The organism is Cellulomonas sp. GTC20042, assembly GCF_055389595.1.
Map to the genome: position 1 here is coordinate 3228678 of NZ_AP043678.1, position 20877 is coordinate 3249554.

Here is a 20877-nt window from a genome sequence, read left to right on the forward strand (position 1 = left end):
TCAGACCTCCTCCTTCCGGAACATGCCGATCATGCGGAACGCGACGAGGAACCCGCCGAAGATGTTGATGCTGGCCACGGCGGCGGCCACGAACGCCAGGGCGGAGACCCACCAGGAGTCGCTGCCGATCTGGAGCAGCGCGCCGACCAGGATGATCCCGGAGATCGCGTTGGTCTGGGCCATCAGCGGCGTGTGCAGCGAGTGGCTGACGTTGGAGATCACGTAGTAGCCGACGAACACCGCGAGCACGAACACCGTGAAGTAGCCGGTGAACGCGGCGGGCGAGAAGGTGATCGCCAGCGCGAGCAGCACCGCGGCCAGGCCGTAGCCGACCAGCTGCCGACGGCCCTTGGCCTGCGCGGCCTCGCGGTCGAGGCGGGCCTTCTCGGCGGGGTCGACCGCGGGCACCACCTCGGCGGGGGCGGCGGCCGGCGCGGCGGACACCTGCACCGGCGGCGGGGGCCAGAGGATCTCCCCCGCCTTGGTCACGGTCATGCCGCGCTGCACCACGTCGTCCAGGTCGAGGACGAGCGCACCGTCCTTGCCCGGGGTGAGCAGCTTCATCAGGTTGACCACGTTGGTGCCGAAGAGCTGCGAGGTGTGCCGCGCCATCCGGCTGGTGAGGTCGGTGTAGCCGAGGATCGTCACGCCGTTCTCGGTGACGACCTTCTCGCCGGGGACGGTGAGCTCGCAGTTGCCGCCGCCGGAGGCCGCGAGGTCGACGATCACGCTGCCGGGCCGCATGGCGGCGACCATCTCGGCGGTGATCGTGCGCGGCGCGGTGCCGCGGACCAGGGCGGTGGTGATGACGATGTCGGCCTTGGCGGACTCCGCCGCGTACATCTCGGCGGTGAGGCGCTCCTGCTCGGCGGTCAGCGCGCTGGCGTAGCCGTCGGAGGAGACCTCCTGCTGCGCGACCTCGGCCTGCACGAAGGACGCGCCCATGGACTCGATCTGCTCGCCGACCTCGGGGCGGACGTCGAACGCCCGCACCTGCGCACCGAGGCTGCCGGCGGCACCGATCGCGGCGAGGCCGGCCACGCCGGCGCCGATCACGAACACGGTGGCGGGGGCGGTCTTGCCGGCGGCGGTCACCTGACCGGTGAACATGCCGCCGTACTCCTCGGCGGCCTCGATCACCGCGCGGTAGCCGGCGACGTTCGACATGGTGCTGAGCACGTCCAGCGCCTGGGCGCGGGAGATGCGCGGCACGGCGTCCAGGGCCAGCGCCGTGACACCGCGCTCGGACAGCGCGGTGACCAGCTCGGGGTGCCCGGCGGGCGCCATCATCGCGATGACGGTCGCGCCCGGCGTGAGCGCGGCGATCTCCGCGTCGGTCGGTGCGTTCACGACCGTCACGACGTCGCTCGCCCACACCTCGTCGGCGTCGGCCACCGCGGCCCCGGCGGCGGTGAACGCCGCGTCGGGGAAGCTCGCGTGCGCGCCGGCGCCGTGCTCGACCACGACCTCGTAGCCCAGCGCGACGAGCTGGCCCACGGTCGTGGGCGTCGCGGCGACCAGGCGCTCACCCGCCTTGGTCTCCTTCGGGACGCCGATCCTCATCGACCCCTCCTCCTTCGGGTACGTGTGCGCCCGGAGGCGCGAACGGGCCGCGCGCTGCGGCGCGGCCGGGTCCATCCTGCCCAGAGCGGGCCGGGGACGTGCCGGACCTTGGGCCCGGGACCTGCCGGCTACCTGACCAGCACGACGATCATCCCCGACCCGCACGTCCACCTGCCGAGACGCGCGCGGGATGCCGACCCGCACGGCGCACCGAGATTGCACGAAAGCGGGCTTCCGAGCCCGGGAAGGGTGCTTTCGTGCACTCTCGGCGAGCGCGGGCAGCGCGAGGACGGGTCAGCGAGCGCGCTCGGTGGCGCGCAGGCCGTCCTCCCAGGTGCGGGCGGTGCCGCGCAGGGCGCCCTCGGCGTCGACGCCCGCCGCCTCGGCCTCCAGCACCAGGGCCAGCAGGCGCTCCCCGATCGACGCGTCCGCGGGCGCCGTGCCCGGCGCACCGGCCGACGCGTCCAGCAGCCCGGCACGGCCGGCGCGGGAGCCGATCTTCTGGGCGCGGGCCAGCGCGCCGAGGCCGCGGGGCACGCCGTCGAGGGCGGACTCGCGCTGCTTCTCGGTCTTCTTGATCTGCTCCCACTGCCGGTGCACACCGTCGGCGTCCGCCACCTCGGCGTCCGCGAACACGTGCGGGTGCCGGCGGACCAGCTTGGCGACCAGGCCGTCGGCGATCTCGTCGACGCCGAAGGGCTCCGTGGGGTGCTCCTGGGCGATCCGGGCGTGGAACACCACCTGGAGCAGCAGGTCGCCGAGCTCCTCGCGCAGGTTGTCGCGGTCGTCGTTCTCGACGGCCTCGGCGACCTCGTGCGCCTCCTCGATGGCGTAGGGCACCAGCGAGGCGTGGGTCTGCTCGGCGTCCCAGGGGCAGCCGCCCGGCGAGCGGAGCCGGTCCATCACGGCGACCAGGCGCCGCAGCGGGTCGACGGTGCCGGACGGGTCGGTCGGTGCCGGGGCGGCCGTCGGCTCGGTCACGGCTGGGTGGTCGCCTCGGCGGCGTCGGCCTCGGAGACGACCGGCACGAGCCAGTCGTAGGTGGTCGCGCCGACGCTGCCGTCCGCGGCGACCGTGCCGTAGCGCGGGCTCAGGTCGATCTTCATGTCCGCGACGGCCGTGGTCAGCGCCTCGTTGGCGGAGGTGGCGTCGGTCAGCTGGCTGAGCGCGTTGCGGGCGAGCACGAACTGCGCGACGCGACGCGAGGGCTCGCTGAACGTGCGGTCGGCGTCCAGGCCGACCTGGTCGATCGCGGTGGTGAAGAACTCGTCGACCTGGCTGGAGGAGACGCCGACGCCCTCGTCCGCGGCGACCTGCATCAGCACCGGCTCCTGCACGAGCACCTGGGTGATCGCGTCGGGCGTGACGCCCTGGAGCACGTCGGCCAGCTCACGGGTGGCGGTGTCGACGTCGGAGGTGCTGATCACCCGCGTGCTGTCGCCGGTGTGCACGACCGCCGCCGCGCCGGGCTGCCCGCCGCTGCACGCGGTCAGCGCGCCGACCAGCAGCAGCGCACCCGCGACCGCACCGACCCGGATCCTGCTCTTGCTCACATCGACCCCTCGTCCACGCGTGGTGGCGACGCCGTCCTCGTCGTCGCGTCCTCCGTCCGGCCCATCGTAGGGCCCGAACCTGCGCCGATCAGCGCGCGGCGCCCGCCGTCCCCCGCGCCGCCGCCGCGGCGACGTCTCCGAGCACCACGGCGTCGATCAGCTCGCGCGCCCAGGTGAGCACCGCCTCGCCGTGCAGCGGCTTGCCGCCGATCCGCGCGGTGGTGGGGAACGGCACCAGGATCGTGCGCAGCGCCGGCTTGAGCACGGAGCCCGGGTAGAGCCGCTTGAGCCGCAGCTGGGCGGACTCGGGCAGCTCGACGGGGGCGAGCCGGACGAACTTGCCCTGGGCGGTGATGTCGGTCAGGCCGGCCGTGCGGGCGTGCAGCCGGAACCGCGCGACGGCGAACAGGTTGGTCACCGGCTGCGGGATCGCGCCGTACCGGTCGACCAGCTCGGCGGAGATCTCGGTGAGCGTGGCCTCGTCGGCGGCGGCGGCGAGCTTGCGGTAGGCCTCCAGGCGCAGCCGCTCGTGCGCGATGTAGTCGTGCGGGATGTGCGCGTCCACCGGCAGCTCGATCGTGACGTCGGGCAGCTCCTCCGGCTGGTCGCCGCGGTAGGACGCGACGGCCTCGCCGACCATGCGGATGTAGAGGTCGAAGCCGACGCCCTCGATGTGCCCGGACTGCTCGCCGCCGAGCATGTTGCCGGCGCCGCGGATCTCGAGGTCCTTCATGGCGACGGCCATGCCCGCGCCGAGGTCGGTGTGCGCGGCGATCGTCTGCAACCGGTCGTGGGCGGTCTCGGTGAGCGGCTTCTCCGGCGGGTAGAGGAAGTAGGCGTAGGCCCGCTCTCGCCCGCGGCCGACGCGCCCGCGCAGCTGGTGCAGCTGGGACAGGCCGAGCCGGTCGGCGCGCTCCAGGATCAGGGTGTTGGCGTTGGAGATGTCCAGGCCGGTCTCCACGATCGTGGTGCAGACCAGCACGTCGAACCGCTTCTCCCAGAAGTCGACGATCACCTGCTCGAGCTGGTGCTCGTTCATCTTGCCGTGGGCCACCGCGATCCGGGCCTCGGGCACCAGCTCGTTGAGCCGGGCCGCGGTGCGCTCGATCGACTCGACCTTGTTGTGCACGTAGAACACCTGGCCCTCGCGCAGCAGCTCGCGGCGGATCGCGGCGGAGATCTGCTTCTCCTCCCAGGCGCCGACGAAGGTCAGCACCGGGTGCCGCTCCTCCGGCGGGGTGGCCAGGGTGGACATCTCACGGATGCCGGTGACGGCCATCTCCAGGGTGCGCGGGATCGGCGTGGCGCTCATCGCGAGCACGTCGACGTTGGTGCGCAGGGCCTTGAGGGTCTCCTTGTGCTCGACGCCGAAGCGCTGCTCCTCGTCGATGATCACCAGGCCGAGGTCCTTGAACCGGATCTCGCCGGTGATCAGGCGGTGCGTGCCGATCACGACGTCGATCGAGCCCTCGCGCAGCCCGTCGACGACGGCCTCGGACTCGGCCTTGGTCTGGAAGCGCGACAGCGCCTTGACCGTCACGGGGAAGCCCGCGTAGCGCTCGGTGAAGGTGTCGAGGTGCTGCTGGACGAGCAGGGTGGTCGGCACGAGGACCGCGACCTGCTTGCCGTCCTGCACGGCCTTGAACGCGGCGCGCACGGCGATCTCGGTCTTGCCGTAGCCGACGTCGCCGCAGATCAGCCGGTCCATCGGCACGGACTTCTCCATGTCGGCCTTGACCTCGTCGATGGTGGCGAGCTGGTCGGGGGTCTCCACGTAGGCGAAGGCGTCCTCGAGCTCGCGCTGCCACGGGGTGTCCGGGCCGAAGGCGTGGCCGGGGGTGGCCATGCGGGCGCTGTAGAGCCGGATGAGCTCGCCGGCGATCTCCTTGACCGCCTTGCGGGCGCGGCCCTTGGTCTTGGCCCAGTCGGTGCCGCCCATCTTGTTCAGGCTGGGCGCCTCGCCGCCGACGTACTTGGTCACCTGGTCGAGCTGGTCGGTGGGCACGAACAGCCGGTCGCCGGGCTGCCCCCGCTTGGAGGAGGCGTACTCGATCACCATGTACTCGCGGGTGGTCGCGGACGCGCCGGAACCGATGGTGCGCGAGACGAGCTCGACGAACCGGCCGACGCCGTGCTGCTCGTGCACCACGAAGTCACCGGGACGCAGCTGCAACGGGTCGACCACGTTGCGCCGCCGGCTGGGCATCTTGCGCATGTCGCGGGTGGAGGACCCGGCGCGGCCGGTGAGGTCGGACTCGGAGAACACCGCGAGGCGCAGGTCCTCGGCGACGAAGCCGGGGCCGACCTGCGCCGGGGTGACCAGCACGACGCCGCCCTCGGGCTCCTCGCCCAGGGCCGGCACCAGCCGCGCGGGCACGTCGGCGGCGCGCAGCTGCTCGGTCATCCGCTGGGCGGGGCCGTGGCCCTCGGTGGCGAGCACCAGCCGCCAGCCGTCCTGCTGGAGGCGTCGCACGTCGTCGATCGCGCGGGCGACCTCGCCGCGGTAGCGCTCGACCTCGCGGGCGCCGACGACCAGGGTGGTGGCGTCCTCGCCCCGCACCTGCTCGGCGTCGGGGTCCACCGCGTCGGCGTCCAGGGTGAACGGGCTGAGCGTCCACCAGCCCAGGCCGCGCACGGCGGCCAGCGCCCGCACCTCCGCGAAGGAGGCGAAGGAGGCGGCGGACAGGTCGAGCGGGGTGGCCGCACCGGCGGCGGCGGAGGTCCACGCGGCGGCCAGGAACTCCTGCGTGGTGGCGACCAGGTCGTGCGCGCGGCGGCGCACCCGCTCCGGGTCGGCGAGCACGAGCAGCGCGTCGTCCGGCACCAGGTCGAGCACCGGGACCATCCGGTCGACCAGCGCGGGCGCCAGGGACTCCATGCCCTCGACGGCGATCCCCTGGGCGAGCTTGTCGAGCATGTCGGTGGCGCCGGGCAGCCGCTCGATCAGGGCGGCGGCACGCTCCCGCACGGCGTCGGTGAGCAGGATCTCCCGGCACGGCGGGGCCCACACGCCGTGGGTGGCGACCTCGAGGCTGCGCTGGTCGGCGACGGAGAACCAGCGGATCTCCTCGACGTCCTCGCCCCAGAACTCGATGCGCAGCGGGTGGTCCTCGGTGGGCGGGAAGACGTCGAGGATGCCGCCACGGACCGCGAACTCGCCGCGGCGCTCGACCATGTCGACCCGGGTGTAGGCGGCGGCGACCAGCCGCTCGGCGACCTCGGACAGGTCGGCGCGGTCGCCGGTGGCGAGCTCGACCGGCTCCAGCTCGCCGAGCCCCTCGACGACGGGCTGGAGCAGGGCGCGCACCGGCATGACCAGCACCCGGATCGGCCCGGTGTGCCCGGCGGGGCCGGGGTGGGCGAGGCGGCGGAACACGGCGAGCCGGCGGGCGACGGTGTCGGAGCGCGGGGAGAGCCGCTCGTGCGGCAGCGTCTCCCAGGACGGCAGCACGGCGACGTCGTCCTCGGGCAGGTAGCAGCGCAGGGCGGCGGCGGTCTCGTCGGCGTCGCGGCCGGTGGCGGTGACGACCACCAGCGGGCGGCCGGAGCGGCGGGCGTCCCTGGCGGCGTCGGGCGCAGCGGCGGGGGCGCCCACGGACCCGGGTGCGGCGCCCTCGGGCGTGGTGGCGCCCGCGCGGGCACCGGCCAGGGCGGCGAGCAGCGGCGGGCGGATGCCGGCGGGGCCGACGACGTCGAGCTCCCCGCGGGCGACGACCTGCTCGACGGCGCGCGCGACGGCAGGGTCGGCCAGGACGACGGGCAGCAGGCCGGAGACGTTCATCAGGTTCCTCTCACCGCGCGCGGTGGGCGCATGCACGGACAGCACGAGAACCCCGGATCCATGGGACCCGGGGTCGTCCAGAAGTCTACGAGCCGCCTCCGACACGGGCCCGGGCGAAGCGTGCGACGGTGCGGTCAGACCCCCGACGTGCGGCGCAGCGCCGTGCGGCCCTCGACCGGGAACGCGCTGACCCGCCGCAGCCGGTCCCGCTTCCAGAACTCGGCGACCGCCCCGCGCGAGGTCCCGCGGGTGGCGGCCTCGACGGCCTGCGCGGCGAGGTCGGCCTCGGCGTCGGCCAGCGGGGGCAGCACGGTCGGGGCGACCTCGGCGCGGGAGACCAGCGGCACGGCGGGCGCGACTGCGCGCAGGGCGGCGGTGACGGTGGGCAGGTCACGGGCGGCGCCGCGCGGGCGGACCCGGGCGGGCTCGGAGCGCAGGTGCAGCATCTCGCGGTGGTACGCGACCGCGGTGCGGGTGCGCAGCACGCGGATCCGGGGGCGGCCCGGGACGGCGGCGTGCAGGGCGAGCTCGACGGTGCGCGTGGCCAGCCGCACCAGGCCGGGCAGCAGCTCGCGCCGGGTGCCGCGCAGGTGGCGGTCGACGTAGGCGGCGCACCGGCCGTGGGCGCGCGCCCGGGCGGCCAGCGCCCGCGGGGTGACCTCGGCGGGGTCGGCCCAGCGTTCGACGACGGCGTCGGCGACGGCGTGCTCGCGGTACCCGGCGGCGATCACGTCCCGGCGGAAGACGATGTCGTCGGCCCCGGGGTAGCGGCCCCGGCCGAGCGCCTCGTCGAAGCCGACGGACTCCAGCACGGCGCGGCTGGCGCCCATGCTGGTCCCGGCGAACTCCCGTCCGACGGCGGGCGGGTCGGGCACGACGTCGAGGTAGGCGGCGGAGACCTCCGGGGTGGTCCACGGGCGCTCCAGGTGCGGGGCGAGCCGCACGGCCCCGGCGACCAGGTCGGCGTGCCCGGCGCGCAGCGGGGCGACCATGGCCCAGGCCCAGTGCTCGGGCACCCGGACGTCGGCGTCGGTGAACAGCAGGTAGCGCCCGGTCGCGGCGGCGACGCCGAGGTTGCGACCGCGTCCCCGGCCGGCACCCTGCGCCCGGACCACCCGCACGCGCGGGTCGGTGCAGCCGCCCAGCAGCCCGGTGGCGGCGTCCTCGGAGACGTCGGCGACCAGCACGATCTCGCCGCGCAGCCGCTCGCCGCGCAGCCAGGCGTGGCGGGCGCCGGCCGACCGCGCCTCCTCGGCGTGCCCGCGCTCGGCGTGGTCGAGGGCGGCGAGCAGACCGGCGAGCATCGGCCCGGGGCGCGCGTCCTCGGGCACCCAGACGACGACGGAGACGTCGGCGCGCGCGGGGAGCGGATCGAGCACGGACACCTCCTCAGGCGCGGCATGCCCGCGAGGATCGGCGGGCTGTGCGCCGCCTGAGCCGCACGGGTCGGGTCCATATCATCACAAATCGGACAGCGCGGGTCGAGCCGGCTCACCCGCTCCGCTGGGCCGCACGGGTGCACGGACGGCCGCACCCCACCCGGACGGCGGTGCGCCGCACGCTCGGCACGGATCCGGAGCGACCACCGAGCACCACCCGGACGGGTGATCGCCGAGCGCCACACCCTCGCCGCCACCGGCCACGACAGCACCGCCGGGAGAGTCGGGACCTCCGGCCCCGCCCGCGCACCGATCACCCCGCCGCGCACCTGTCCGGACGCCCGGAGCCCCGGAGGGCGCTTGACAAGCCCGGGCACCCTGAGCAGGCTGATCCCGCACAACGGAATAGCGTCCCGAATATAGGGATCGCCGGACAGGGAACCGCTCACAGAGCAGTGAGACGAGGTGGGATCGGATGGCCGCAGGTCGGTACGAGGTGCACGTCAGCCCGCAGGGGTCGCCGATGGGTGACGGCAGCCGGGACTACCCGACGCGCACGCTGCCGGGTGCGCTGGACCTGGTGCGCGCCGGACGCGAGCCCGGGCAGCGGGCGGTGCTGTGGCTGCACGCCGGCGCCCACCTGCTCACCGAGACGCTGCACCTCGGGCCCGCCGACTCGCACCTGACGGTCGCGGCGTGGCCGGGTGAGGACGTCACGATCGAGGGCGGCGTCACCGTCACCGGCTGGGCCGAGGACGTGGTCGACGGCGTGACCGTGTGGTCGGCGCCGGCCCCCGCGCACGCCGGGCGCTCGCTGTACGTGGCCGGTGAGCGCCGCGAGCGGCCGCGCCACCCGCAGCAGGGCTGGCTGCGGATCGCCGGCCAGGACGGGCTGGACCTCGACGCGGACCTGAACGCGACGCTGTTCCAGGGCGCCGATCGCTTCACCGCCGCCGAGGGCGACCTGCCGGAGGTCACCTGCTGGGAGGGCGTCGAGGCGGTGGTCCCGCACTACTGGATCCAGGAGCGGCTGCCGGTCGTCGCGGTGGACCCGGCCTCCCGCACGGTGGTCAGCGACCGGCGCTCGGTGCTCTCCCTGCGCGACGGCGACCGGCCCGGGTTCGCCCGCTACGCCTTCGAGGGCGTGCGCGAGCGGCTGGGCGAGGTGCCCGGTCAGTGGTGCGGCGACGGCGACGGGCGCCTGCTCTACACCCCCCGCCCCGGCGAGGACCGTGCGTCCTTCGCCCCGGTGGTGCCGGTGGTCGGCCGGCTGCTCGTGATCGCGGGCACGGCGGACGCCCCGGTGCGCGACGTGCGGATCGAGGGCGTCACGCTGCGGTACGCCGACTGGGACCGCCCGCCGGTGGCGCGGGCGCCGTTCCAGATGCGCGAGGACCGGTTCCTGGCCGGGGTCGACCTGGCGAGCGACCCGCAGGCGGCCTGCTCGGTGCCCGCGGCGGTGGAGCTCACCGGCACCCGGGACGTCGCCCTGGTGGACTGCACGGTGGCGCACGTCGGCGGCTACGGCCTCGGCCTCGGGCCGGACGTCCGCGGCACCCTCGTCAGCGGCTGCACGATCGAGGACACCGGCGCCGGCGGGATCACCTGCGGCGGCGGCACCGATCCTCAGGCCGCGACCGCCGACAACGAGATCTCCGACTGCGTGGTCCGGGCCGGCGGGCGGACCTACCCGCACGCGGTGGCGGTGCTGGTGCGGCACGCGTCGCGCACGCTGATCGCGCACAACCACGTGCACGACCACTTCTCCACCGCCGTCGCGATCGGCTGGCGCTGGGACTACGGGAGCAGCCCCGCGGTGGACAACCGGGTCGAGGGCAACCACCTGCACGACCTGGGGCAGGGGCGGCTGGACTGGTTCGGCGCGGTCTACACCCTGGGCGTCTCCCCCGGCACGGTCATCCGGCGCAACCGGGTGCACGACGTGCGCGCCGCACGGTTCGGCGGCTGGGGGCTGCTGATCGACCCCGCGACCAGCCACGTGCTGGTGGAGCAGAACGTGGTGCACGACGTCTCCTCGGAGTGCCTGCACGTGAAGACCGGCCGGGAGAACACGGTCCGGGACAACGTGCTGGCGCGCGGCGGCACCGGGATCGTGTCGCTGGCGGTGGCCGAGCCGCACCGCGCCGCCACGCTGACCGGCAACGTGCTGGTCGCGAGCGGCACGCCGGTGGTCAGCGGGGCACCGGGATCGCTGCCGGTGGCCGCGCTGGTGGCCGATGCCCCGGGTGCCCGCACCGGGCTCATGGGCGACCTCAACCTGATCTGGGACGAGCGCGACGGCGCCGAGGTGGTGCTCGCCGGGGACGGCGAGGTCGACGCCGACGGCTCCTGGCGCACCACCCGCCGCGCCGACGAGGAGTGGCGCGCCGCCGGACGGGACGGCGCCAGCACGATCGCCGACCCCGGGCTGGTCCGCAGCCCCGACGGCCGGCTCACGCTCACCGACCCCGCGCTGCGCGCCGCCCTCGGCCCCGTCGCCGACGGCCTGCCCGACGCCGGCCCCCGACCGCTCGACGCCCGCCGGCACCCCGCCCGGCACCGCACCACCCCCTACCCCGAGGACGCCGCACTGTGAAGATCACCGGATACCGCACGCTCACCACCGTGCAGGAGTGGGGCCGCCCGGTCGGCGACGTGAACGGCACCGTGCCGGACGGCGTGACCGAGGTGCCGATCCTGCTGGTGGAGACCGACGCGGGGATCACCGGCATCGGCCTGGGCCCGCACCCGGGGATCGAGCGGGTGTTCCCGGCGGTCGAGGGCGAGGACCCCCGCGCGGTGACCGCGCTGTACGACCGGATGCTGGCCCACCTGTTCAAGACCGGCCACGCGGGCGCGCACTTCGGTGCGGTCGGCGTGCTGGACATGGCGCTGTGGGACCTCAAGGCGAAGGCCGCCGAGGAGCCGCTGTGGCGCACCCTCGGCGCCCGCGAGCGCTTCGTGCCCGCCTACGCGAGCTGCCTGGAGCCGGCGGTGCCGACCGCCGACCTGCCGGACCTGTGGGCGCCGTGGGTGGAGCGCGGCTTCACCGCCGTCAAGGTCAAGGGCGGGCTGGACCTGGACCACGACCTCGAGCGGCTGCTGCTGGCGCGGGACACCTTCGGCGCCCGGTGCCGCCGGCCCGCCGTGATGCTCGACGTGAACGAGTCGTGGACCCGCTCGCAGGCGGTGCGCCAGGTCGGCGAGATCGAGCAGCACCTGGACCTCACTTGGATCGAGGAGCCGGTGCGGCGCTGGGACGCCGAAGGGCTGGCCGCGGTCGGCCGGGGCGTGCGCGCCGGGGTGGCCAGCGGCGAGAACCTGACCGGGCTGGAGCAGCTGCGCCCGCTGCTGGCCGCCGGAGCGCTGGACGTGGTGCAGACCGGCTCGTGCTGGGGCATCACGCACTTCCTGCGGGTGGCCACGCTGGCGCACGCGATGGACCTGCCGGTCAGCCCGGTCGGCTACAACGCGGACCCGCTGGCCCCGGCCGCCGCCGCGGTGCCGAACCACCTGACGCTCGAGGTGCAGGACCTGCACCCTCCGGTGGGCGTGCGGGTGGACACCGAGATCGTGGACGGCGGCGTGCGGCTCGGCGACGCGCCGGGCAACGGCTACGCGATCGACGAGCAGGCGATCGAGCGCACCCGCGCCGCGGGGCGCTGGGCCGCCCCCGCCGGACCCCACGTGCGGCCTTCTGACGCCGGGCGGCGACTCACCGCGGCCCCGCCCGAGCGCGCCTGAGCAGCACACCCAGACCGGGGCGGACCGGTCGACCGGCTTGTCACCGGTCCGCCCCATGACACGACACACACGCACGACGAGCGAAGGAGCATGCACGTGCAGACCCGACCCCTCGGACGGACCGGCATCGACGCCCCCGTCCTCAGCCTGGGCGCCGCCCCGTTCGGCGACGTCTACGGCACCATCACGCAGGCGGACGCCGATGCGACGATCCAGGCGGCCTTCGAGGCCGGCATGACGCTGGTCGACACCTCTCCCTGGTACGGCCAGACCCGCTCGGAGATCGTGCTCGGCAAGGCACTGCGCGGGATCGACCGCGACTCCTACGTGGTCACCACCAAGTGCGGGCGGTACGTGCCCGGCGCCTGGGACTTCTCCGCGGAGCGGATCCGCCGATCGATCCCGGAGAGCCTGGAGCGGCTGGGGCTGGACCGGATCGACGTGGTGCAGTGCCACGACATCGAGTGGGGCGACCTGCGGCAGGTGCGCGACGAGGCGCTGCCGGTGCTGCGCGAGTACCAGGCGCAGGGGCTGGTCGGCCACGTCGGGATCACCGGCTACACGCTGGACCTGCTGGAGGACGTCGCGATCAGCGAGCAGGTCGCCACCGTGATGACCTACTGCACGTACAACCTGCAGGACCGGCGGCTGGCCGCCACCGCCGAGCGGCTGGCCGCGCACGGGATCGGCGTCTTCAACGCCTCGCCGCTGCACATGGGCGCGCTCACCACCGCCGGCCCGCCGGAGTGGCACCCCGCCCACCCCGAGGTGGTCGAGGCGACGCGTCGCGCGGCCCGGCTGTGCGAGGAGGCCGGCACCCGGATCGAGACGCTGGCGATGCAGTTCGCGCTGGACCTGCCGGACGACAGCCCGATCAGCACCACGGTCGTCGGCACCGCCAACCCGAAGAACATCGCCCGCAACGTCGCCACCCTGGGCCAGCGCCCGGACCCGGCCCTGCTGGCCGCGGTGCAGGACGTGTTCGGTGCCTGGACGAACGTCGGCTGGGACGTGCCGAAGCCGACCGAGACGCCGGTGGCCTGACGTGCTGGTCGACGCGCACGTCCACCTCTGGGACACCGACCGGCTGCCCTACCCGTGGCTGGACGAGTTCACCCGCCTGCGCCGGCCGTATCTGCCGGAGCACCTGGCCGCCGATCTCGGCGCGGTCCGCCTGGACGGGCTGGTGCACGTGCAGGCGGACTGCGCCCCGGAGCGCGCGCTGGACGAGGTCGACCTGGTGGCCGGGCTGACGTCCGCGGTGCCGGTGCTCGGGATCGTCGGCCACGCGCCGCTGGAGCGCGGGGCGGCGGTGGCCGAGCACCTGGCCGCGCTGACCGCCCGCCCGCTGGTGCGCGGCGTGCGGCGGTCGACCCAGAACGAGCCGCTGCTGCTGGCCGAGGCCGCCTACGCGGACGGGCTGGTCGAGGTGGCCCGCGCCGGGCTCGCCGCCGACCTGTGCGTGCGCGCCGAGCACCTGCCGCAGGCCGTGCGGACGCTGCGCGCCGTCGCCGACCGCGCCCCCGACCTGCGGGTGGTGCTCGACCACGCCGGCAAGCCGCCGGTCGGCGGGGACCTCACCGCCTGGGCCGCCGACCTGGCGCGGCTCGCCGCCCTGCCCGGGGTGACGTGCAAGGTGTCCGGCCTGGTCACCGAGGGCGACTGGGACACCTGGACCGAGGAGCAGGTGCTGCCGGTGATCCGCACGGTGCTGGAGGTCTTCGGCCCGGAGCGCGTGATGGTCGGCGGCGACTGGCCGGTGCTGACCCTGGCGTCCGACTACCCCCGCTGGCACCGGCTGGTCGAGCAGGCGCTCGCCGACCTGACCGCGGAGCAGGCCGAGCAGGTCCGCTCCGGCACCGCGGTGCGCACGTACCGCCTCTGACCCGTGGGCCGCCGACCGGCGTCCCGCACCCACGAGAAACAAGGAGCACTCCCCGTGATCGACTTCACCGACCGCGCCCAGGTCGCGAAGGCCATCCAGTTCACGAACGTCAACGCGAACCTCACCCGTGCGCAGGTCACCGCGCACCTGGAGACCTGCGCGTCCTACGGCTTCCACGCCGCGATGATCGCGCCGGTCTGGTGCGCCCTCGGCACGGAGGTCCTGGCCGGCACCGGCGTGCGCGTCGCGTCCACGCTGAACTTCCCGCAGGCCAACGACACCCTCGGCATGAAGATCGCCGCGCTGCGCGAGCTGGCCCGCACCGGCGCCGACGAGTTCGACTTCCCGCCGAACCCCGGCCTGCTGGTCGGCGGCGAGATCGAGGCGTACACCCACGAGATGAACGAGGTCGTGCGGGTGGCGCACGAGGAGGGCCTGGTCGTGAAGGCCATGCTCGAGTTCGGCTTCCTGGACGACGCGCAGAAGGACCTCGCCTCGAAGATCGCCGCGGACTCCGGGATCGACTGGATCAAGAACTCCTCCGGCTGGGGCGTCGGCGGCTGCGCGGCAACCGTGCCGGACGTGCAGATCCTCGCCGCGCACGCCACCGCGACCACCCGGGTCAAGGTGTCCGGCAAGGTCAACTCGCTGGAGAAGATGCGCGAGCTGTTCGAGGCCGGCGCGGAGCTGGTCGGCACGTCCTCGGCGACGCAGATCGTCGACGGCCTGGTGGGCGACGCGGATGCCTACTGAGTCGGGCGCGGCCCGGGTCGGGATTCTCGGCTCGTACGCCCGGGCGCTGGTGCTGACTGCCGACCGGATCCCGCAGCCCGGCGAGACGCTGGTCGGCACCGACTACCGGGAGACGTGGGGCGGCAAGGGCTCCGACATGGCGGTGCAGGCCGCCCGGCTCGGCGCCGAGGTCACCTACGTCGGCGTGGTCGGCGACGACGCCTTCGGGCGCGGCTTCCGCGAGCTGATGGACGTCGAGGGCGTGGGCACCACCCACCTGCGGGTCACCGCGGAGCGGCCCACCGGCGTCGGCATGATCATCAAGGACGCCGCCGCCCGGAACGTGATCGTGGTGGACATGGGGGCGAACGAGCTGTTCTCCCCCGCCGACGTGGACGCCGCGCTGCCCGACCTGACGCAGGTCGACGTGGTGCTCGCCCCGCTGGAGATCCCGCTGGCCACCGCCCTGCACGGGCTGGCCGCCGCGCACGCCGCCGGGGTGACCACCGTGCTCAACCCGGCCCCGGCCGTGGACCTGCGCGCGGTGGACCTGTCCGCGGTCGACGTGCTGACCCCGAACGAGACCGAGGCGAAGGTCGCGCTGGGCCTGGCGCCCGACGCGGACGTGCCGGCCCGCGAGGTCGCCGAGCGGCTGCTCGCCCGGGGCACCCGCGCCGTGGTGATGACCCTCGGCGAGCAGGGGGCCCTGGTGGTCACCGCCGCGGGGGCCGTCGCGGTCCCCGCGCTGCCGATCGAGGTCGTCGACTCCAACGGCGCCGGCGACTCCTTCAACGCGGGGCTGTGCGTCGCGCTCGCCGAGGGCCGCCCGCTGGTAGAGGCCGCCCGGTTCGCCGGGGCCGTCGCGGGCCTGGCCTGCCAGGAGTGGGAGACCGTCCCGTCCTACCGCACCCGTGCCGAGGTGGAGGCATTCCTCGCCGCCGCCGGGGCGCTGGTCTGAGACCGAGGAGAGAGCAGTGCAACCCGATCGCATCCTGCACCCCGACCTCGCGCAGGCCCTGGCCGAGCTCGGCCACGGCGACGTCGTGCTGGTCACCGACGCCGGCTTCCCGATCCCCCGCGACGCGCGGGTGGTCAACCTGGGGCTGACCGCCGGCACCGTCGACGCGCTGACCATCCTGCGCACCCTGCGCCCGCACCTGTTCGTCGAGGAGGTGCGGTTCGCCCCGGAGGTCCGCAGCCACTACCCCTCGCTGTACGCGGACCTCCAGGAGATCTACACCGGCTCCGGCGCCGACTTCCTGCCCGCCCCGCACGAGGAGCTGATCGAGACCTGGGCCCCGCGCGCCAAGGTCGTGATCCGCTCCGGGTCGCTCACCGCCTGGGCCAACGTCGCGCTCACGGCCGCCACCGACCCGTTCGCGTGGTTCACCGCCGCGGAGCACGTGCAGGTCCTGCCCACCTATGTCGAGCGTCGTCGTCGGATCACCGACGGCGTCGTCCCGGCCCTGCCCTGAGGAGCATCCCCATGACCACCGCACTCGCCCGCACCTGGGCCGAGGGCCGCGCCGCCGTCGGGCTCTGGTGCGCCCTCGGCGACGCCGCCGTGCTCGAGCTGGCCGCGCGGGCCGGCTTCGACTACGTGACCGTCGACCTCCAGCACGGCCTCAACACCTGGCACTCGCTGCCGCAGACCCTGCGCGTGCTGCGCGGCACCGGCACCACCGTGCTGGTCCGCGTGCAGACCGCCGACCCGGTGCAGGTCACCCGGGCGCTGGACCTCGGCGCCGACGGCGTCGTGGTGCCGATGGTGGAGGACGCCGCGACGGCCGCCGCCGTGGTCGCCGCCTGCCGCTACCCGAGCACCCGGGAGGGCGCACCGCACGGCGAGCGCTCCTACGGGCCGGTGTGGGCCGACCACGACGGCCCCGGCGTGCCCGAGGAGGCCTCCGACTCGGCGGTCTGCGTGCTCCAGCTGGAGACCGCGACGGCGGTGGCGAACCTGGCCGAGATCGTCGCGGTCCCGGGTGTGCACGCCGCCTACGTCGGCCCCTACGACCTGGCGCTGTCGCACGGCCGCGGCGGCGAGACCTACCGGGACTCGCCGACGATGGCCGCGCTGATCGAGCAGGTGATCACCGCCGCCGACGCCGCCGGGATCGTCGGCGGGATGCACTGCGACGGGCCGGAGATGGTCGCGCACTGGCGCGCCCGCGGGGCCCGGATGCTCACCGCCGCGCTCGACACCACCGTCGTGCGCACCGCCTACCAGGGCCTCGCCCAGGACGCCGCGAAGGCTGCGCTGCTCTGACGCACCACCCGCGGCCGGGCACCGACGCCCGGCCGCGGCCTCCGGCCGGTCACCCCCGGCCCGACCCCCTGAGAAGGACCGTCATGTCGATCGACACCACCGAGGCTGTCACCACCGATCAGCTCGGCCGTCCCGTCTACCGCCTGTCCACCGGCCTGTACCGCCGGCTCGTGTGGACCCTGTCCGGCAACTTCCTGTTCCTGCTCGCGCTGTACAACGCCGTGATCTCGGTGTTCCTGCCCAACACGGTGCAGAAGATCACCGACGCCTCCCCTGGCGGCGGCGACAAGGTCGTGGCGCTGGCCACGATCATGACCATCTCGTCGTTCCTGACGATCTTCGCCCAGCCGCTCGCCGGGGCGTTCAGCGACCGGTGCCGCTCGCGGTTCGGCCTGCGCGCGCCGTTCATCCTGGTCGGCTCGTTCATCGGCGGCGCCGCGATCGTGATGCTCGCGCCGCAGACCTCGATGATCGGCATCGGGATCTTCTGGGTGATCGCCTCGATCACGCTGAACATCATGAACGGCCCGCTGGCCACCGTGCTCGCGGACCGCGTCGAGACCCAGCGCCGCGGCATGGCGTCGGGGTTCATCGGCGCCGCGCAGACCGGCGGCGGCACCCTCGGCATCATCTTCGGCGGGTGGATCGCCAACCGGAACCTGCCGCTGGGCTACGTGATCTTCGGCGTCGGCATCTTCCTGGTCTGCCTGGTGTTCGTGCTGCTCAACCCGGAGCCGTCCACCAAGAACATGCAGGTCGAGCCGTTCTCCTGGCGGACGTTCTTCACGCAGTTCTGGGTCTCGCCGCGCAAGCACCCCGACTTCGGCTGGGCGTTCGGCGGCCGGTTCCTGATGTACCTCGGCTACCAGGGCGTCGTCGCGTACCAGCTCTACATCCTGCGCGACTACATCGGGCAGTCCGAGTCGGCCTCCAACGTGACGATCGGCGTGATGTCGACCATCCAGCTCGTCACGCTGATCCTGTCCTCGGTGGTCTCCGGCTACCTCTCCGACAGGTTCCAGGCCCGCAAGCCCTTCGTGTTCTTCGCGACCATCGTCATGGCGGTGTCGTACCTGGTGCCGCTGTTCTGGCGCACCGAGTCCGGCATGCTCGTGATGGCCGCGGTGCTCGGCCTCGGCTACGGCGCGTACATGTCGATCGACATGGCGCTGATGACGCAGGTGCTGCCGAACGACGGCGAGAACGCCGGCAAGGACATGGGCGTGCTCACGATCGCGACCAACCTGCCGCAGATGCTCACCCAGCCGATCGTGGCGGTGCTGCTGACGATCTCCTCCGGCAGCTACGTGATCCTGTTCGTCTGGGCGATCGTGCTGGTGTTCGTGTCGTCGCTGCTGGTGCTGCCGATCAAGTCGGTGAAGTGACCTCTGCTTCTCCTGACCCCGGCCCGGCTGCTCCATCCGTGGGGCGGCCGGGCCGTGGGCGTGCCGGCGGACATAATGGCGCCATGCCGGAGGCGACAGAGGGTGCGCGCACGCTGGACCGTGGGCTCGCGGTCCTGGAGGCCGTGGTCGGCGGGGCCGCCCGCCTGGAGGACGTCGCCGAGCGCACCGGCCTGAGCCGCTCCGCGGTGCACCGCCTGCTCACCACGCTCACCCAGCGCGGGTACCTCCAGCAGGTCGCCGGCGAGGGGTGGCGCGCCGGTTTCGGGCTGATCGAGCTCGCCGGGCAGGCCGAGCAGCACCTCGACCCCGCCCGCGTGCTCCAGGAGGCGATCGAGGACATCGCCGTGCAGGTGCAGGACTCGGTGCACGTCGGTGTGCTCCAGGGCAGCCAGGTCGTCTACGTCGCGAAGGCGCAGGGCGCCCGCACCCTGCAGCTCATCTCGCACGTCGGCCTGCGGCTGCCCGCGCAGAACACCGCCCTCGGGCGGGCGCTCCACGCGTTCGACGTCGAGGCGGCGACGGCGACCTTCGACCCGACGCTGACGCAGACCCCGCGCTCGGTCCGCACCGTCGAGGAGTTCGCCCGGCTGCTGACCGAGACCCGCGAGCGCGGCTACGGCATCGACGACGAGGAGAGCACGCTCGGGCTGACCTGCGTGGCCGTCGCGCTGCCCGCCCCCGACGGCGCGCGCCCGGTCGCGGCGGTGTCCGTCTCCACGCCGACGGTGTACATGGACGACCAGCGCCTCACCGACCTGGTCGACCTGCTCACCCGCTCCGCCCCGGCGATCGGCCGCCGCTTCGCCGCCGCCCGCCGCGCGGGGCTGACGATCTGACGTCTGCGGCCCCGCGCACTCCCTGTCCCGCGCCCGCACGCGCCCGAGGTTCGCCGAGTTGTCAACTTGTGTCGCTTCAGCACGTCCGGAAGCGACAAGAGATGACAACTCGACGCAGCGGAGCGTGCCCGGGTCAATCGACGACCGGGCCGGGGTAGGGGGCAGGGTCGGGGAGGCCGCCGAGGGCGTAGCCGATGCCGAAGCCGGTGGACCAGGACAGCGCCGCGACGTCGCCGCGGGAGCGGACGCGCAGCACCTCGCCCGCGACGATCGACGTGCGGCGGGCGATCCGCCAGGGCCAGGAGCGGGTCAGCCGGTGGCCCACGTCCGCGCGGGTCGCCACGGCCACGCGGGCGGCCCGGGCGGACGCCGTCGACCGGGCCGCCGCGCGCGACCGGTGCGCGGCGGCCACGGCCCCGTAGCGCGCGGCGAGCCACCGCTCGCCCATGCCGGTGCCCCTCCCCTGCCGCCACGCGCCGCGCAGGGAGGCCCGCAGGCGCATGTGCACGACGGCGTCCGGCACGTAGGCGAGGTCGGCGCCGGCGAGCTGGGCGCGCCAGCACAGGTCGGTGTCCTGGAGGAAGCGCACCGCGGGGTCGAAGCCGCCGAGCCGCCGGAACAGCGACGTGCGGATGCCGAGGTTGCTGGAGGAGGCGTGCGGCAGCCAGGGCAGCGGCTCGGTGTGCTGGAGGCCGTCCACCTGCGGGAGCGCGCGGGACCGCTGCGCGGCCTCGTCGTTGAGCACGGCCCACTCCAGGCGTCCGGCGGTGACGGCGTGGTCGGCGAGGGCCCCGCGCATCTGCTCCAGCCAGCCGGTGTCCACCACGTCGTCGGCGTCGCAGAACAGCAGCACCTCGCCGCGGGCGACCGAGGCGGCGGCGTTGCGGGCGGGCCCGGCGCCGATCTGCGCGGAGGCGTCGAGCACGCGCAGGTCGGGCAGGGCGTCGGCGTGGGAGCGGGCGACCTCCGGGGTGCCGTCCTGCGAGCCGTTGTCGGCGACCAGCACCTCCCACCGGCAGTCGGTCTGCTGGGCGGCGAGGGCGTCGAGCTGGCGGGGCAGGGTGCCGGCGGCGTCGCGGGCGGCGATCACCACGGAGACGTCGAGCGGTGCGGCGGCAGTCATGGGTCCCCCTGACAGTTGTTCCGGACAATCCGGACAATTCACCCGTTCAGGGGATCATGGCTGCGCGCGACGCGCATCTCGGAGGCTCAGTACCGCTCGGGGCCGTAGTCGATCCGGTAGTGCTGCTCCCGCGAGCGCTCGCCGATCCTCCGCGCGGGCACCCCGCCGACGACGGTCCACGGCGGCACGTCCTGGGTGACCACCGCGCCGGCGGCCACCACGGCCCCCTCGCCGATCGTCACCCCGCGCACCACCGTCGACCGGCTGGCCAGCCACGCGCGGTCCCCGATCGTGATCGGGCCCAGCCGACCGGCGAAGCCGGGGTCCTGCATGTCGTGGTCGGCGGTCACCAGCAGCACGTGCGAGGCGATCACCACGTCGTGCCCGATGTCGATGCCGCCGCGCGCGTCCACCTGGCAGAACCGCCCGACGTGGCAGCGTCCCGCGATCCGCAGGTTGCCCGGCTCCAGCACCTCGGAGCCGCCGAACAGGTAGACGTGCTCACCCAGGTCCGCACCCAGCCGGCGCAGCGCGCGGATGCGCAGGGCGTTGCTCGGCACGTGGGTCAGCACCCGGTTGAACAGCAGCTCGCCGCGTCGTCCCATG

At 74.5% G+C, this 20877-nt stretch carries 17 protein-coding genes; 10 read left to right on the plus strand and 7 right to left on the minus strand.

Going from position 1 to position 20877, the window contains the following annotated elements; genetic code table 11:
- The 5 genes from ACZ5HG_RS14955 to ACZ5HG_RS14975 all read right to left on the minus strand — a co-directional run bounded on the left by ACZ5HG_RS14955 (position 1) and on the right by ACZ5HG_RS14975 (position 8276).
- Positions 1–1563 carry a Re/Si-specific NAD(P)(+) transhydrogenase subunit alpha gene (locus ACZ5HG_RS14955; protein ID WP_464177685.1) on the minus strand — a complete coding sequence of 521 codons (1563 nt, stop codon included), beginning with the start codon at positions 1561–1563 and terminating at the stop codon, positions 1–3.
- A gap of 294 nt (positions 1564–1857) precedes the next feature.
- Positions 1858–2544, minus strand: coding sequence for a nucleoside triphosphate pyrophosphohydrolase (gene mazG, locus ACZ5HG_RS14960; protein WP_464177687.1), 687 nt, complete (start codon positions 2542–2544; stop codon positions 1858–1860).
- Complete coding sequence (locus ACZ5HG_RS14965; RefSeq protein ID WP_464177689.1) at positions 2541–3116, minus strand: SurA N-terminal domain-containing protein; 576 nt, start codon at positions 3114–3116, stop codon at positions 2541–2543. Before ACZ5HG_RS14965 ends, mazG begins: the two co-directional genes overlap by 4 nt.
- An 88-nt stretch (positions 3117–3204) precedes the next feature.
- Positions 3205–6897, minus strand: a complete 3693-nt coding sequence (gene mfd / locus ACZ5HG_RS14970; RefSeq protein ID WP_464177691.1) for a transcription-repair coupling factor — start codon at positions 6895–6897, stop codon at positions 3205–3207.
- A gap of 134 nt (positions 6898–7031) precedes the next feature.
- Positions 7032–8276 (minus strand): glycosyltransferase family 2 protein, encoded by a 1245-nt coding sequence (locus ACZ5HG_RS14975; RefSeq protein WP_464177693.1) that lies wholly within the window; start codon positions 8274–8276, stop codon positions 7032–7034.
- A gap of 475 nt (positions 8277–8751) precedes the next feature.
- On the opposite strand from ACZ5HG_RS14975, the gene ACZ5HG_RS14980 reads away from it, so the two are divergent.
- From ACZ5HG_RS14980 to ACZ5HG_RS15025, 10 genes are all read left to right on the plus strand, one after another.
- Positions 8752–10872 (plus strand): right-handed parallel beta-helix repeat-containing protein, encoded by a 2121-nt coding sequence (locus ACZ5HG_RS14980; protein WP_464177695.1) that lies wholly within the window; start codon positions 8752–8754, stop codon positions 10870–10872.
- Positions 10869–12020, plus strand: a complete 1152-nt coding sequence (locus ACZ5HG_RS14985; protein WP_464177697.1) for a mandelate racemase/muconate lactonizing enzyme family protein — start codon at positions 10869–10871, stop codon at positions 12018–12020. The genes ACZ5HG_RS14980 and ACZ5HG_RS14985 overlap by 4 nt, the downstream gene beginning before the upstream one ends.
- A 96-nt stretch (positions 12021–12116) precedes the next feature.
- Positions 12117–13064, plus strand: a complete 948-nt coding sequence (locus ACZ5HG_RS14990; RefSeq protein WP_464177699.1) for an aldo/keto reductase — start codon at positions 12117–12119, stop codon at positions 13062–13064.
- A 1-nt stretch (position 13065) separates the two neighbouring features.
- Complete coding sequence (locus ACZ5HG_RS14995; protein WP_464177701.1) at positions 13066–13905, plus strand: amidohydrolase family protein; 840 nt, start codon at positions 13066–13068, stop codon at positions 13903–13905.
- A gap of 54 nt (positions 13906–13959) precedes the next feature.
- On the plus strand, positions 13960–14658 hold the full coding sequence (gene deoC, locus ACZ5HG_RS15000) for a deoxyribose-phosphate aldolase (RefSeq protein WP_464177703.1): 699 nt from the start codon (positions 13960–13962) through the stop codon (positions 14656–14658).
- The gene (locus tag ACZ5HG_RS15005; RefSeq protein WP_464177705.1) at positions 14648–15595 is read left to right on the plus strand and encodes a ribokinase; all 948 of its coding nucleotides are present in this window, start codon (positions 14648–14650) and stop codon (positions 15593–15595) included. The genes deoC and ACZ5HG_RS15005 overlap by 11 nt, the downstream gene beginning before the upstream one ends.
- A gap of 16 nt (positions 15596–15611) precedes the next feature.
- Positions 15612–16112 (plus strand): RbsD/FucU domain-containing protein, encoded by a 501-nt coding sequence (locus tag ACZ5HG_RS15010; RefSeq protein WP_464177707.1) that lies wholly within the window; start codon positions 15612–15614, stop codon positions 16110–16112.
- An 11-nt stretch (positions 16113–16123) separates the two neighbouring features.
- Positions 16124–16906 (plus strand): HpcH/HpaI aldolase family protein, encoded by a 783-nt coding sequence (locus tag ACZ5HG_RS15015; protein ID WP_464177709.1) that lies wholly within the window; start codon positions 16124–16126, stop codon positions 16904–16906.
- An 83-nt stretch (positions 16907–16989) separates the two neighbouring features.
- Positions 16990–18291, plus strand: a complete 1302-nt coding sequence (locus tag ACZ5HG_RS15020) for an MFS transporter (protein ID WP_464177711.1) — start codon at positions 16990–16992, stop codon at positions 18289–18291.
- 83 nt (positions 18292–18374) lie between these two features.
- Entirely contained in the window at positions 18375–19148 is a 774-nt protein-coding gene (locus tag ACZ5HG_RS15025) for an IclR family transcriptional regulator (RefSeq protein ID WP_464177713.1), read from the plus strand.
- A gap of 133 nt (positions 19149–19281) precedes the next feature.
- Here ACZ5HG_RS15025 and ACZ5HG_RS15030 read toward each other — a convergent pair whose 3' ends face one another.
- Together ACZ5HG_RS15030 and ACZ5HG_RS15035 are read right to left on the minus strand one after the other, a co-directional pair.
- On the minus strand, positions 19282–20271 hold the full coding sequence (locus ACZ5HG_RS15030; protein WP_464177717.1) for a glycosyltransferase family 2 protein: 990 nt from the start codon (positions 20269–20271) through the stop codon (positions 19282–19284).
- A gap of 86 nt (positions 20272–20357) precedes the next feature.
- Entirely contained in the window at positions 20358–20876 is a 519-nt protein-coding gene (locus ACZ5HG_RS15035) for an acyltransferase (RefSeq protein WP_464177719.1), read from the minus strand.
- Position 20877: the final 1 nt, after the last annotated feature.

Excerpts from the sequence above, each read along its gene's own strand:
- ACZ5HG_RS15035 (WP_464177719.1), bottom strand. The coding sequence starts at position 20,876 with ATGGGACGACGCGGCGAGCTGCTGTTCAACCGGGTGCTGACCCACGTG.
- ACZ5HG_RS15025 (WP_464177713.1), top strand. The coding sequence starts at position 18,375 with ATGCCGGAGGCGACAGAGGGTGCGCGCACGCTGGACCGTGGGCTCGCG.
- ACZ5HG_RS15030 (WP_464177717.1), bottom strand. The coding sequence starts at position 20,271 with ATGACTGCCGCCGCACCGCTCGACGTCTCCGTGGTGATCGCCGCCCGC.
- ACZ5HG_RS14980 (WP_464177695.1), top strand. The coding sequence starts at position 8,752 with ATGGCCGCAGGTCGGTACGAGGTGCACGTCAGCCCGCAGGGGTCGCCG.
- ACZ5HG_RS14955 (WP_464177685.1), bottom strand. The coding sequence starts at position 1,563 with ATGAGGATCGGCGTCCCGAAGGAGACCAAGGCGGGTGAGCGCCTGGTC.
- ACZ5HG_RS15020 (WP_464177711.1), top strand. The coding sequence starts at position 16,990 with ATGTCGATCGACACCACCGAGGCTGTCACCACCGATCAGCTCGGCCGT.
- mfd (WP_464177691.1), bottom strand. The coding sequence starts at position 6,897 with ATGAACGTCTCCGGCCTGCTGCCCGTCGTCCTGGCCGACCCTGCCGTC.
- ACZ5HG_RS15005 (WP_464177705.1), top strand. The coding sequence starts at position 14,648 with ATGCCTACTGAGTCGGGCGCGGCCCGGGTCGGGATTCTCGGCTCGTAC.
- ACZ5HG_RS15015 (WP_464177709.1), top strand. The coding sequence starts at position 16,124 with ATGACCACCGCACTCGCCCGCACCTGGGCCGAGGGCCGCGCCGCCGTC.